12 protein-coding genes are annotated in these 13312 nt (G+C 40.0%); 9 read left to right on the top strand and 3 right to left on the bottom strand.

What is annotated here, in order from left to right; all coding sequences use genetic code 11:
• Nucleotides 1-201: 201 nt before the first annotated feature.
• Nucleotides 202-1212, bottom strand: coding sequence for a M12 family metallopeptidase (locus tag Q0954_RS04765; RefSeq protein WP_299454342.1), 1011 nt, complete (start codon nt 1210-1212; stop codon nt 202-204).
• A 308-nt stretch (nt 1213-1520) separates the two neighbouring features.
• Here Q0954_RS04765 and Q0954_RS04760 point away from each other — a divergent pair, with 308 nt between their 5' ends.
• From Q0954_RS04760 to nuoL, 9 genes are all read left to right on the top strand, one after another.
• Entirely contained in the window at nt 1521-2450 is a 930-nt protein-coding gene (locus Q0954_RS04760; RefSeq protein WP_299454339.1) for a DUF5996 family protein, read from the top strand.
• A gap of 22 nt (nt 2451-2472) precedes the next feature.
• A complete protein-coding gene (locus Q0954_RS04755) occupies nt 2473-2763 on the top strand; it encodes a GNAT family N-acetyltransferase (RefSeq protein WP_299454336.1) in 291 nt (96 codons plus the stop codon).
• Between the two features lie 352 nt (nt 2764-3115).
• Nucleotides 3116-3769 carry an RNA polymerase sigma factor gene (locus tag Q0954_RS04750; protein WP_299454334.1) on the top strand — a complete coding sequence of 218 codons (654 nt, stop codon included), beginning with the start codon at nt 3116-3118 and terminating at the stop codon, nt 3767-3769.
• Nucleotides 3766-4824 (top strand): hypothetical protein, encoded by a 1059-nt coding sequence (locus tag Q0954_RS04745; protein ID WP_299454331.1) that lies wholly within the window; start codon nt 3766-3768, stop codon nt 4822-4824. Before Q0954_RS04750 ends, Q0954_RS04745 begins: the two co-directional genes overlap by 4 nt.
• Nucleotides 4805-5872 carry a hypothetical protein gene (locus Q0954_RS04740; protein WP_299454328.1) on the top strand — a complete coding sequence of 356 codons (1068 nt, stop codon included), beginning with the start codon at nt 4805-4807 and terminating at the stop codon, nt 5870-5872. Before Q0954_RS04745 ends, Q0954_RS04740 begins: the two co-directional genes overlap by 20 nt.
• A 189-nt stretch (nt 5873-6061) precedes the next feature.
• Nucleotides 6062-6367, top strand: a complete 306-nt coding sequence (gene nuoK, locus Q0954_RS04735; RefSeq protein ID WP_299454325.1) for an NADH-quinone oxidoreductase subunit NuoK — start codon at nt 6062-6064, stop codon at nt 6365-6367.
• A gap of 520 nt (nt 6368-6887) precedes the next feature.
• A complete protein-coding gene (locus tag Q0954_RS04730) occupies nt 6888-8300 on the top strand; it encodes an AAA family ATPase (protein WP_299454322.1) in 1413 nt (470 codons plus the stop codon).
• Nucleotides 8278-8988: a hypothetical protein gene (locus Q0954_RS04725; protein ID WP_299454320.1), complete on the top strand. Its 711-nt coding sequence runs from the start codon at nt 8278-8280 to the stop codon at nt 8986-8988. Before Q0954_RS04730 ends, Q0954_RS04725 begins: the two co-directional genes overlap by 23 nt.
• Before the next feature lie 73 nt (nt 8989-9061).
• Entirely contained in the window at nt 9062-11170 is a 2109-nt protein-coding gene (gene nuoL / locus Q0954_RS04720) for an NADH-quinone oxidoreductase subunit L (protein WP_299454317.1), read from the top strand.
• On the opposite strand, the gene Q0954_RS04715 is transcribed toward nuoL, so the two are convergent.
• Together Q0954_RS04715 and Q0954_RS04710 are read right to left on the bottom strand one after the other, a co-directional pair.
• The gene (locus tag Q0954_RS04715) at nt 11167-12180 is read right to left on the bottom strand and encodes a glycosyltransferase family A protein (protein WP_299454314.1); all 1014 of its coding nucleotides are present in this window, start codon (nt 12178-12180) and stop codon (nt 11167-11169) included. The genes nuoL and Q0954_RS04715 overlap by 4 nt on opposite strands.
• Nucleotides 12180-13262 (bottom strand): glycosyltransferase family 2 protein, encoded by a 1083-nt coding sequence (locus tag Q0954_RS04710; protein WP_299454312.1) that lies wholly within the window; start codon nt 13260-13262, stop codon nt 12180-12182. The genes Q0954_RS04715 and Q0954_RS04710 overlap by 1 nt, the downstream gene beginning before the upstream one ends.
• Nucleotides 13263-13312 lie beyond the last annotated feature (50 nt).

Here is a 13312-nt window from a genome sequence, read left to right as displayed (position 1 = left end):
AATCAGGAAAGGCACGTAAAAGCTTACAGTCCTCCGAGAACAAGCTCGGAGCTGCGAGCCGAACTTGATTCGGGGACCTAACTAATGATTTTTAAACAAGCTCTCAAAAACCTACCAATCTTCAAAACAGAAAAACCCCTTTATTCAATGAATGAATTCAAGGGGTTTGCTTTGGGTAAGGTATTGATTTTTGCTTATTGCTTAGGCATAGTACCAGCTTCCGTTGATGTTTACTACTTGACGCCAGCCTGAGCTACCATAGTAGTACCACAAGTTGTTGTAACGGTACACTCTCAAACCATCGATGGTATAGTATTGTCCGTTTTGGTAAGTTGGAGTACCAGGGTTTCCGCTGGTACCAGGATACATTTGATTGATCCCGTCTACATCGGCACTAGAAAGGCCATTGCGTTGTACATTAAAAGTGCTTCCGTCTTTTTTGGTAATGGTAGGTTGTCCATTGTTTGAAAATCCAAAAGAAGAATACATCATTACCGAACCAAAGTCTAGAGTATTGGTGTACTCTTGTCCATCAGCTCCTGTCTGCTGGTAAGTTCGGAAGTTGTTCTCATACCCTGACTCGATTCTATCAAAATAAACAGTAATATAGCTATCACGGTCGGCACGGGTGTGTTCGTGCCACAAACCTACAGCATGACCAATTTCGTGGATAGTATTACCAGTAGAGCAACCAGAAGCCAAGTTGATGTATTGGCGACCACCTTGCATACCCACATGTGAGGAACACCCACCACCTACACGGAAAGTGATATAGTTAGATTGGTTGGTTCTTTGAATAAAACGAAGGCTTGTTTTGGCTTCCCAGTGGGCTATAGCATCGGTTACCCTAGATTGGTTAGGCAAGTTACCGTCTATGGTGTAATACACCGTGTTGTTTGGCCAACGTCCAGAGGTGCGTCCCACGCTTTCGCTTTGAAGCCCCTCTAATTTCTTAGGAGTGCTAGCCACGTGTTTCTTATTAAGGATGATGTCACCTTCAGCAATATACTGTCCTTTGATAACTTGATAAGAAACTGGACGAATACCTAAGTATCCTTGTTGAACTTGTCCTTTTTGATTTGGGAAAGCTTGTTCTACGCTCATACCTTCAGAGATAGAAGCGGTGTTGGTAGCAGGAGTTAAATTTTCTTTGTTTGTTGAGCAGGCTGTAAACAGCAAAAAACTTAAAACGATTAACGACAATTTTTTCATTGTATAAAATATAATATTGATGTGTAATATAAACTTGACACAATGTTCTGGAAAATAATTGAATAATCAAATTTTCCGGGGTATACAAAAGGGGTACAAGTAGGGTAAACAATCTTAAATAAAGTAAACATAACTATCAACAGGGTACCACAGAGGGGTTTATCGATAGAAAAACAGGTATACGAAAAAATAATTGGTTTTTATCAAAAAAATACTGCAATTGGTTAGTTAACTGGTGGAAAGTTATTGTTTTTTGTCATAAACAGATACAAAATACCAAATTTATATAATCAAAATCACTTATGATAATGACAAAACAAACGCACATTTCGTCTTGTGGCAGTCCTTGGCCTGCTTTAGAATACAACACTTGGAAAGATACGTTGAAAACTGTGCATCAATGGACCCAAATTGTGGGTAAAATAAGGCTGGTAAGTATGCCTTGGCAAAACCATTCCTGGCACACTGCTTTATACATTACAGCGCGAGGGCTTACCACTGGCAGCATGCCTTATGGCAATGGCATGTATGAGATAGAGTTTGATTTTGAAAACCACCGGTTGATCATCTCTTCTACTTTTGAGCAAAATGTGGTGATGGCACTACGCCCCATGACAGTAGCTGATTTTTACAAAGAACTATTTGATAAACTGCAAGGGTTGGGGATTGATATAAAAATACACGGGCGCCCCAACGAACTGGAACACAATACACCCTTTACAGAAAATGTACAGGATAAATCTTATGACCAACAACAAATAGTCAACTTTTGGCAATTATCGGTAAGCGTCTACAATGTGTTTTCCAGATTTAGGAGTGATTTTGTTGGTAAATGTAGCCCAGTACATTTTTTCTGGGGAGCGTTTGATATTGCCTTGACTCGTTTTTCGGGAAGAGCAGCCCCTTTGCATCATGGGCAAGCCCCCAACATGCCTAAAGAAGTGATGCAAGAGGCCTATTCACAAGAGGTAAGTAGTTGTGGTTTTTGGCCAGGAGCCGATAATTTTCCTCAACCTATGTTTTATGCCTATAGTTACCCTTCGCCAGTCAACTACGGCAAGCAACAAGTGAAGCCTCAGGAAGCATTTTGGAGTGAGGATATGGGCGAGTTTTTCTTGCCTTATGAGACAGTACGTACTGCTGAAAACCCTGAAAAAACGCTGCTGGACTTTTTACAATCTACCTATGAAGCGGCAGCCAATACTGGTAACTGGGACAGGGAACACTTAGAACGATAATCAATCAAACACTAACAACTCAATGGAAACATACCAGGTACATATCACCGAAGAAGACAACAAAGGCAAAGCATATATTGGTACCAGTGCCAAGCCTTTGGCTGCCATGACTTACTCAAAAGCAGGCAATGATTTAATTATTATTGACCATACTGAGGTAGATCAAAGCTTGAGGGGGAAAAATATAGGGCGCCAATTGCTGGATGCTTTGGTAGAAATGGCACGTAACAAGGGGATTAAGATGATGCCCTTGTGTCCTTACGCCAAAAGCGTGTTTGACAAGGATGATTCTATACATGATGTGTTAAAGTAACATTTAAAATATCCCCTTGACAAATGGTTTGAGGGGATATTGATTTACTTTAAATTTTATCAATACAACCATTCATAAACCCTCACAATACTACTGGAGCAAAAACCTCCAAAAGATGTTGTTTGCGTTGTTGCACACAAGTAGAAACTCTACGGCATTCATCAAAAAACTAAAATTTTCTTTAAATTGGATTAAAATATCAACTAAAGGTCATAGAATCAAGCATTGAACCTTTGGCGATAACAAAGTTTTACATTAGTTAATTACTTGTAGCTCAGCCTGTAAACACGCTCTAGCTGAGAGGTGGAAATATTAAGCATTGTTTTTCAAAAAAAATTGGCTTTTTTGGAGAATGCATGCAACCCTTGACTATTACAAGGGTCTTTACACCGAACCCATAAAAGTAAGAGATGTGCTACAAAGAGCAGCTTTAAAGCAAAAAGTCTTGAAGAAAGGATATACTGATATACACCAAAAACTGGTGGAATCTTGTAAGCGAGGTGACCGTAAGGCACAATATGAATTGTACAAGCTTTACTCAAAAGCCATGTTTAATATATGCATGCGCATTACCAATGATTATGCAGAAGCAGAAGATGTGTTGCAAGAAGCTTTCGTGGATGCTTTCCGAAAGTTAGATACATTTAAAGGTGATGCTACTTTTGGAGCCTGGCTCAAACGAATTGTGATTAATAAGTCTATTAATCATGTCAAAAAACGTAAAGCCGACTTCGTGTCGGTAGATAATATGGATTTTGGTGAAGAACCTCCCCGTACTACTAAAGAAGATGAGATGGAGCTTAAGCTTCAGGTAAAACAGGTACACCGCGCCATTCAACAACTCCCCGATGGGTTTAGAGTGGTTCTGACTTTGTACTTGCTGGAAGGCTACGATCACCGCGAAATCTCGGAAGTTCTGGGTATTTCAGAATCAACCTCCAAATCACAATACAATCGGGCAAAAAAACGATTGTTAAGTATCATTAGAGAAAATGTATTGATATGACTCGTCTGAATGATAAAATATTAGAAGACTTCATCACCCAACACCGTAAGGCACTGGAGGTGTTTGAACCACCCGCTGAAATGTGGCAACGCATTGCAGGGGAGCTGGACAACAATGCCTCTACAGCTCTTGACGAAGAGGATGATGACTCTGATATGCATACATTAGAGACTTTTATCAGCCAAAACCAGTCAGATTTAGATTTGTTTGAGCCACCCACCGAAGCCTGGCAACGCATTGCTGGAGCATTAGACAATGTCTCAACCGAACGCGACCAAGAAGATGCTCAACTTGAAGGCTTTGTAATGGAGCATCAAGATGAATTTGATGTATTTGAACCATCGTTGGAAGTATGGCAAAAAATTGCGGAAGAAATCAGTGACCCAGTTTTCACTGAACCAACCCAATCGTCGCCAAGCCATCATCAAACCACAGCAGACGAACTGCTAGAGCAGTTTGTTACAAAAAACAGGGGCGAATTCAACATGTTTGAACCACCTGCCGAAATTTGGCAACAGGTTTCAGGGGCACTAGACAACGACCATACAGACAAGGTCATTACTTTGTCTTATCGTTCTATTTGGAAAATGGTCTCAGTAGCGGCAGTTATTCTATTAGTTGGCTTTATTGGCGTGAAATTTTGGGGAGAGCAAACACCTGCTTCTAATCACGACCATCTGGCTACCACAAAAGACTCTACTATATTAAAAAATACTTTGGCAGATGATTTTAACCTAAAAGAGTTAGATCCTGAACTTGCCGAAGCAGAAAGTTACTACACAGAATTGATTGCGGAAAAAAAGAAGGAATTAGATAAGTATTCTTTAGAAGATGTAACACTAAAAGAAGAATTTAAGGGGGATATTTCTGAACTGGACTCTACTTACAATGCTTTGAGAAAAGAGTTGTACAGTGTACCCAGTAAAGATAAAGTAAGTGAGGCAATGATATTGAATTTACAGACTCGTATCGAGATTCTGAACCAACAACTTAAGATTTTAGAAAAAGCAAAGAAAAAGACAAAAGGAAAGAAAAATGAAAAAATGGACATTTAATATATTGATCCTTTTCTTAGTACTAAACACAGCTACTACTTTTGCCCAGGTAGAAAAAACTAAGAAAGTCTCAAAGTCTTATACTGTAAGCAACACCACGGCTTTGAATATAGACAATAAGTATGGAAAGGTACACATCAATACCAACAATGGCAATACCATTAAAGTAGATGTAACTATGGTGGGGCGGTCGTCAAGCGGTGAACGTGCCCAGGATATTTTAGACAACCTAAAGGTAGATGTAGTAGAAGGCAATGAAATTAGCTTTCGTTCGGGTATTATCTCCAGCATTCGTTCATCACGTCGTTGGAAACGCAAAGGTGCCCGTTCTTTCGAAATCAACTATTTGATATCGATGCCTAAAAACATAAAGCTTAAGGTAAAAAATAAATTTGGCAGCGTATTTTTGGGCGATTATACCGGAGAACTTGACTTATATGTGGCCTATGGCAGCATTAAGGCCGGCAAAATAACCAATGTAGAAGACAAAAAAATCAAAGTAGCTTTTGGTTCTGCCGATATAGATCAGGTAGAGCAAGGAGACTTGACAATAGCTTACGGGTCGCTCAAACTAGACAATGGTAAAAAACTATTGGTAAAAAACAGCTTCTCTACAATGGAGATTAGAGATATTCATGATTTGGACATTACCAGTAAATATGGCACAGTAAGCATTACTAAGGTAAACAATCTGTCGGGTAGTTCTTCTTTTGATACTTTTAAAATTGGTGAATTGAACAACAACTGTACGCTTAAGCTGAAGTATGCCAAAGGGTTTGAAGTAAGCCGGGTAAATAAAAATTTCAAAAAAATAGACATAGACGGACAGTTTAGTGCTATGGAACTTCGCTTTGACGAAGGGGCTTCGTTTGACTATGAGGTGAATACCAAATTTGGTAAACTCAAAGCAGCTTTGCGCCAAAAGATGAAGATTAGAAAGCAAATAGAGCAAACCAATAGCAACTACTACGAAGGAAAGTATGGACAAGGCAATGCCAAATCTAAAGTAACCATTAAGTCTAAGTATGGTAGCGTAAGAATTAAGTAAGTGATGGGCTCAGGCTGAGTACTACAAAACATCACTACATTTTGGCCATATACAGAATGTCCAACTACGATTTTATATATTTAAAAACCTCTTTTAATCTGAGCATTAAAAGAGGTTTTTTTGCGTATTGTAAGCAGTATGTTCCAGAAGTTTTTAAATTTGTTGGTACGAATAAACCCCTGATGTTTTATGATACCTTTGGAGTACTACTTATATATAGCGGCTTTTTTGTTTTGTGTTGGTGTGGTATTGGTGCTTACCAAACGCAATGCTATAGTGGTGCTCATGGGGATCGAACTCATTTTTAATGCAGCCAATATCAATTTAGTAGCTTTTAGCCAATATGACCCTACCCGCCTGCAAGGGCAAGTATTTAGCTTGTTTGTAATAGTAATAGCCGCCGCAGAAGCTACCATCGCTCTCGCCATTGTTTTAAAAGTATATCAACGTTTCAAGACCATACGTTTGGATGATTTGAATGAACTGAAGGGATAACTTTTGTAAGTGCACTCTCTTAGGAATGGTACCAAAATAAATACGCATTCTTAACCTCATCTTTTGAGGCTATACTTTGTTAAAAAATAGCCGAATAGCGATGCTATTAGCCGACCTTCCCTCAAGCTCGCTCAACATCCACTGGATATTGCCGTGCCGCGTCTAGCAACAAAATATTTTAGCGTTACTATAGAAGTTTATTTTTACACCATTCCTTAGGAATTGTTCAAAAATAAATTTACACTCTAAGGGGTGATTTTTCGCCTTGATACTTCGTTATTTTTATTGCCCGTAGCGCTGCTATGGGCGCAAAAAATAGCCTCGTCTCAAAACAAAACCTCTACCTCAAGAATGGTAATTTAATTTCTCACCATTCCTTACTTGCTTTCAGGTACATTTTTTCGTTCACTTTGTTTGTTTATATACCACAACAGGAGAAACAAAACTCGTGGTTATTTTTGGGTTTAAGTTTGAAAACTTGAAACAGTAAAGTAGATTGGTTTCCAAATGATAAAAAGTTATGAAACTGCATCTACAAAATTTTGGACCTATACACGAAGCTTCTATAGATTTAACAAAAAAAATCTATGTGTTTGTGGGCTATAACAATAGCGGCAAAACTTACCTTTCACAATTGATCTGGAGTATTTTTTCGGAAGACACCCTGCAACGCTTTACCAAAAGTGTCACTACGCTGGGAAAACCCACCCAAGAAATGCAGCTTACTCCTACCCTGCTCGACGCTGTAACTGACCAATTTGCTGAATTTATTCTCCACGAAATTTTGCCTGAGGTATTCAACGATTCCCGCAAAGAGTTTATAGGCAATCATCAGCTTCAGTTGAATTTTCGCTATACAATTGAAGCACTCATTCCGCTGGAAGTAGACCTACACTACCCAGCTTTGGCAAGCGAAGGAGGACTTATAAGAATGGTCAAGCCCAAAGGGAGTGAGGTGATCAAGGCTGAACATGGCATACCTACTGCAGTACAATGGGTAGATTGTATCACTCGTTTACTGTTTCACCAAACCGTAGGTCAAACGCCTCTTTTTTTGCCAGCCAACCGGATTTTTTTTCCCGCTTTTTACAAATACCTGTTTCAGTTGGAGCGTGAAGATAAACAACGCATGGAGACTGAAATGTCTCGTTTGTTTCGCTTGCTGCAATCAGACACCGAAGAACTACAGCAAGCCATGAAAACCTTGATGGAGGCTTTTCAAAGCCCTTACACTGCTCCCACCAATGTTTTGTTCAAAAAAATGTATGAGCTCAATACCCACTCGGTGCCCAAAAACCACTACCGTGACTTGATGCTTATCTTGCACGAATTGTTGGGAGGAGATATTATCATGCGTACAGTAGAGGGTTTGGGTATTGTAGAGTTTAGGCTTAAGCTACACAAACAGGCACGTGACTTACCTATGTTTCTGGCGTCTTCGTCGGCTAACCAACTCACTACCTTGTATTTATACTTAAAGTATTGGGCAGAGAAACAAAACAATTTTTTGATGATAGACGAACCAGAGGAAAACCTACACCCTGGCAATCAGGTAAAACTAAGCAACTTACTCATTAGGTTTGCCACTGAGCACCAAAACCGGGTACTGGTTAACACCCACAGCCCTTTGATGGTAGAGAATATTAACAATTATGTGTACCTCAATATTTTACGTGAACGTATAGGGCAAGATGTAAAAGATATTATTCGCCAAAATGGGCTCAGGTTAGACCCTGACATTCGCCTAAAGCGGGAAGATTTGGGGGTCTATTTCTTTAAGCGGGGCAAAGTAACTAACCTGGACAATGAGTCTACTGATTTTGGTATTCATTTCCGCGATTTTTACCGTGTATCGCGAGAATTGAGTAATACAGGGAAGATTTTGACTGATTATATAGATTTTGCCGACGATGAAGAAGATATATTTGATTAATCATCAGACTGAAGATGGCTTGCTCAAAAGCTTGTTTCCGGTAGCATTGCGTAGCGAGGGATTAGGGTTTATAGAAAGGGTGCCGCTCAACCAGCACATTCAGATAAAAGGAGGAGCTATGGAGCGTGCTCCTAAGCTAAATGCCTTAAAAATAGAGGGCTTAGATGAAATACACAACTTGCGTGAAGTATTGGTGGTACACCTGGAGCAAGACATAGAGGGCATCTCTACCAAGCATCGTACTCCTGAGGTAGCTATTTTGTTGTTACAAGAGTTTGAGTCTACCTTTAGGCTACAAATATGGTTGATTGAATTGAAAACTTCTATTACTAACCGCTCGCTCGACAGCATAGAAGCAAAGTTTCGTTGTGCGATGAACCGCATGTATATGCTACTCAACTTTTTAGACTACGCAGACTATGGGGGTCAGAAAAACATTTATATGACTTTTAAAGGCTTGGTATTGTACAACAACGACCATACTAAAACCGAAGATGACCGGATTTTGTACCAAATTCTCAAGCACTACCGCGAAGGAACTATTACCCATAAACGTGATGTAACCCTGCGTTGCGATACCTTATTGAGTGAAAACGATAAGATTCAAGTAAAATTTATTCAAAACACCACTACTAATCTTCATAATTTTGTTTTATCATTGAAAGAATTAATGCGCAACCCTTTGTGATGACGCCTGATTATGACAGTATAAAGAATAATTAGGATAATTGACTGATGGCTAAGTCTTTAACCTTGAACACATGACCTATTTAACACTGCTTATATTACTGCTCCCATTCATCAATTTTTTGGTTTTGCTGGCTGGACAAAAAAAGATCAAACATGGAGGCGGGCACTTTGCTACTGCAACATTGCTTGTTACTACGGGGCTGGCAATTGTCACCGCTTGGCAGGTATTAGGCGGTCAGCCCTTGTACATAGACATTCACTGGTTTAGTTTGGGCACGCGTAGTTTTAAGATTGACTTGTACATTGACAACTTGAGTGCCTTGATGATGATTGTGGTCACGCTGGTATCAGCATTGGTGCACATGTTTTCGTTGGAATATATGAAAACCGACAAAAACTACAACCGTTACTTTGCCTACCTTGGCTTGTTTACCTTCTCGATGTTGGGCATCATCATTTTTCACAATTTACTCATCATTTATATTTTTTGGGAACTGGTGGGAGTTTCTTCTTATTTGCTCATCGGTTTTTGGTACGAAAAAAAATCAGCCACTCGTGCCAGTCAAAAAGCATTTTTAGTCAATCGCATTGGTGATGTAGGCTTTTTAGCGGGTATTCTGTTGGTTTTCAATTACTTTGGCGATTTCAACCTCTTGAGCATTGCTCAAAGCCCTCAGTTTGCCAGCTTGTCGGTGGGGGTTTTGCTTATCATTGGTTTATGCTTGTTTTGTGGTGCAGTAGGCAAATCGGCTCAGTTTCCTTTGCAGGTATGGTTGCCTGACGCCATGGAAGGCCCTACCCCAGTATCAGCCCTGATTCACGCCGCTACCATGGTAGCAGCTGGAGTATATTTGCTGGCACGCATTTTCTTTTTACTGAACCTAGAGGCGTTGTCTGTCATTGCCACCATTGGTTGTATTACCGCATTTATTGGGGCATTTTCGGCACTTGCCCAAAGCGACATCAAAAAAGTGTTGGCTTACTCTACCATTTCACAATTGGGCTATATGGTCATGGGCATGGGGGTAGGCGCTTACGAAGCCAGCTTGTTGCACTTATTGACCCACGCGTTTTTTAAAGCTTGTTTATTTTTATGTGCTGGGGCAGTTATTCACAGTATGCATCAACTTGAACACAAACTCAATATACATTTCGATGCCCAAAACATGTACTTAATGGGAGGATTGCGCAAAGCCATGCCTTTTACTTTTGTGTGTTATGTATTATCTGCTGCGGCATTGGCAGGGCTGCCCTTCTTCTCAGGCTTCTTGTCAAAAGATGCCATCTTGAGTGGTTCGCTTGCTTGGGCGTCGTTCAAAGGGGGGGGAATATGGTACTTGTTGCCCGTATTTGGTTTTTTGTCGGCATTTCTCACTGCTTTTTATATGGGACGACAGTTGTTTTTAGTGTTTTTTGGTCACCTGGAACTTGAAAAAGTATTCGCGGAAGCCAGAGGAGCCCTTGCGAAGGTAAAAGATGTACCACTTCAGATGAAAATACCTTTAGGAGTTTTAGCACTGGGAGCCTTATGGCTTATGGTATCGCTCAACCCTTTTGACGCCGAAAGTGGCGCTTTGTGGCAATGGTTGGTACCTGCCAATAAAAGTAAGGTCATTGCTGACAGTGTTTTTACTGAACTCGCTACCAGTAGTCACCACGTACACGGGTTTACCATTGCAGTATCGGTCATTCTTGCCTTTTTGGGCCTAGGACTTGCCTATGCACTGTATCGCAAACACAAAGTACACCCCGAATATGCTCTGTTGGGTACTCCAGCTTTGTTTCACCTATCGCATCACTCACTTTATATTGATAAGTTATACAAAAACACTGTTGCTCGTTTTTCCCTTCGTTTATCGCATAAAAGTTTTGCTGTAGACGACTTGTATGACCAGGTTTTCACCAATGGCATTGTAAAGTTTTCGGGGGCTGTAGCCCGATGGGATAAAAAAGTAGTAGATGGCGTAGTTAACTTTGCAGCCAAGTTTTATGTAGTACTGGCTCATATCATTGCCTGGATAGACAAGGCAATTGTAGATGGTTTTGTGCACTTGCTGGCTTACCTGGCAAAGTTTACCGGGCGCATTAGCCGTAGTTTTCAAAATGGGCATATCCAAAGTTATTATCTTTGGGTGGTCATATCTTTGATTGCCTTGATGTTATTTTTATTAGTCAATTAAAGCCTCAACATACTTTTTAACCAAAACCTAAAGCGTTGCCAATGGCTCCATTGGTGATATGGAGAAAGTTGGTTTTGCCCAATTAATTGAAAAAAGCGCTTGCCTAAATGAGTTTGCCCCGCCGTGTGTTTACTCCATATTGATTTCAACAAGTTAGTAAAAGCAGGTTCAGGGTATATTGGCTTTGCCCGGTTTTGTCGATGTAGTTTTAGCAACCAACCCGAAAGCTGCTGAAGTGTTTCTACACTTTGCGATAATTCACTACGGGTACAGGTATAATGCAGGTCTAGCTCTTGAGGAGTGGGGTTGATGCCTAAAGTCTGAAGTTGACGCTGATGAATGAGTTGGGTATTTTTAATCTGAAGTGCCTTAAACCTGACTGAGACTTGTTGGTTGTTTTGCCTTATATGATAAAGTACTTCCGGAATATTGATAAATTGGGCAATGGCCAAACACCTTGTCCATAAATCATAGTCTTCGGCATGCACAAACCCTTGTTCGAACTTTAGATGATGCTTGAGCAAAAAACTCCGCCTAAACATTGTAGTGGCATGCATAATTGAATTACCCCAAAGTAAAAAAGCTTTGATTGCCTCACTGTTTACAGGAAGTTGGGTAGTAGTTTTTGAGTGTTGGCTAACGTAAGCTACCCAAGTACCACACAAATCAATGTCAGGTTGGGCTTCCATTAGGTATACTTGCTTTTCAAAACGAGTAATTTCACAATAATCATCAGCATCCATTCGAGCTATATACTTGCCTTTTGCCATACCAAACCCTTGGTTCAAGGCAGCAATTACTCCTTGATTTTGCGAGTGTTGGTATACTTGAATGCGCCTGTCGGTATATTTTTCTATTACTTTTAAGCTGTCATCAGTAGAGCCATCATCAATGATGATAAACTCAAAGTTAGCATACGTTTGGTTCAATATGCTTTGCATGCTTTGAGTAAGGTAAGGACTCGCATTGTACACGGGCATCACCACCGATACCAAAGGTTGATCTGTCATTACTGTGTGGCTCCTAAATAGTGGCTTTTATTTCCTAAAATACAATCAATAAAAAAACGTAAGGTGTTTTTTTTACCTGCATCGTAATATTTCCTAAATGCAGCACTTTTGTACATGCGCCACGTTTTAAACCCTTGGGTGGTGTACTGATTGCAGAAAGCAAACCATTTTTTAGCTATGTCTTCCAGCAACAAGTCTTGGGGGCAAATGTATTCATTGCGTTCCTTGTTGATGTTGATCAACTTTTGCAACCAATCTAAAGTTGTTTGAAACTTTGCCTGAGGATAAGTTTGTAAAGCACGCTGGGAAAAAAAATCGCCATGTACTTGAAACTCTTCTTCGGTTATATCGGGGCAAATGGTTTTCATCAGTTGCCGAAAACTTATTGTATAATTCTCTACCAACAAATGCTTGTGAATAGTAGAAGCTTGCTGGTGGTGTATCCTGTAATGCACCAATACTTCGGGTATATTGCCAAACTGACAAAAAGGGGTCATTCTATGCCAGAGGTTTGCATCTTCGGCGGGGTCTTTTGTTGGGTCATATTTAAGCTGATATTCTTGCAGAAGTTGGTGCCTAATAATTACTGTGGGATGATAGGTGAAGGTTCTACGGGTAAAAATGCGTAAACGACATGCCTCTGGTTCAGAAGGATAATTGTACACCTTTACCCACTCATCTTTACCTTCTACCGTTTTAAACTGATGAATAAATGCTCCTGAAACACCTATATGTGGATTGTTCTCCATGAACTTTACCTGGGTGGCTATTCGATGAATCACGCTTTTATCATCTGCATCCATGCGCACAATGTATTTGCCCTTGGCTATGGCAAGTCCCTGGTTTATGGTGTCGGCAATGCCTGTATTGGTTGATTTATTGATCAAACAAATCCTTGGATCATCGTATGATTCTATAACTTTTTGGCTTTCGTCTTCCGACGCATCATTTACAATGATAAACTCAAAGTGAGTATAGGTTTGGTGCAAAATACTATCTATGCTATCTTTAAGGTAAGGTGCTGCATTATATACAGGCATTACTACCGAAACAAATATTTGATGAGAGGAATCTGTTAACATCAGGTAAAAATAACTATGAACAAGGTAAATTTAAAATATCAATTTTGAAC

Origin of the sequence: uncultured Microscilla sp. (genome assembly GCF_947493425.1) — a bacterium.
Taxonomy (GTDB): domain Bacteria; phylum Bacteroidota; class Bacteroidia; order Cytophagales; family Microscillaceae; genus Microscilla.
Note: the sequence above shows the minus strand (reverse complement) of the source record. Positions and strands in the feature narration are given on the sequence as shown.

What these genes read in the sequence shown, in the direction of transcription:
- Q0954_RS04765 (WP_299454342.1), bottom strand. Translation starts at nt 1,212, where the DNA reads ATGAAAAAATTGTCGTTAATCGTTTTAAGTTTTTTGCTGTTTACAGCC.
- Q0954_RS04760 (WP_299454339.1), top strand. Translation starts at nt 1,521, where the DNA reads ATGACAAAACAAACGCACATTTCGTCTTGTGGCAGTCCTTGGCCTGCT.
- Q0954_RS04755 (WP_299454336.1), top strand. Translation starts at nt 2,473, where the DNA reads ATGGAAACATACCAGGTACATATCACCGAAGAAGACAACAAAGGCAAA.
- Q0954_RS04750 (WP_299454334.1), top strand. Translation starts at nt 3,116, where the DNA reads ATGCATGCAACCCTTGACTATTACAAGGGTCTTTACACCGAACCCATA.
- Q0954_RS04745 (WP_299454331.1), top strand. Translation starts at nt 3,766, where the DNA reads ATGACTCGTCTGAATGATAAAATATTAGAAGACTTCATCACCCAACAC.
- Q0954_RS04740 (WP_299454328.1), top strand. Translation starts at nt 4,805, where the DNA reads ATGAAAAAATGGACATTTAATATATTGATCCTTTTCTTAGTACTAAAC.
- nuoK (WP_299454325.1), top strand. Translation starts at nt 6,062, where the DNA reads ATGATACCTTTGGAGTACTACTTATATATAGCGGCTTTTTTGTTTTGT.
- Q0954_RS04730 (WP_299454322.1), top strand. Translation starts at nt 6,888, where the DNA reads ATGAAACTGCATCTACAAAATTTTGGACCTATACACGAAGCTTCTATA.
- Q0954_RS04725 (WP_299454320.1), top strand. Translation starts at nt 8,278, where the DNA reads ATGAAGAAGATATATTTGATTAATCATCAGACTGAAGATGGCTTGCTC.
- nuoL (WP_299454317.1), top strand. Translation starts at nt 9,062, where the DNA reads ATGACCTATTTAACACTGCTTATATTACTGCTCCCATTCATCAATTTT.
- Q0954_RS04715 (WP_299454314.1), bottom strand. Translation starts at nt 12,180, where the DNA reads ATGACAGATCAACCTTTGGTATCGGTGGTGATGCCCGTGTACAATGCG.
- Q0954_RS04710 (WP_299454312.1), bottom strand. Translation starts at nt 13,262, where the DNA reads ATGTTAACAGATTCCTCTCATCAAATATTTGTTTCGGTAGTAATGCCT.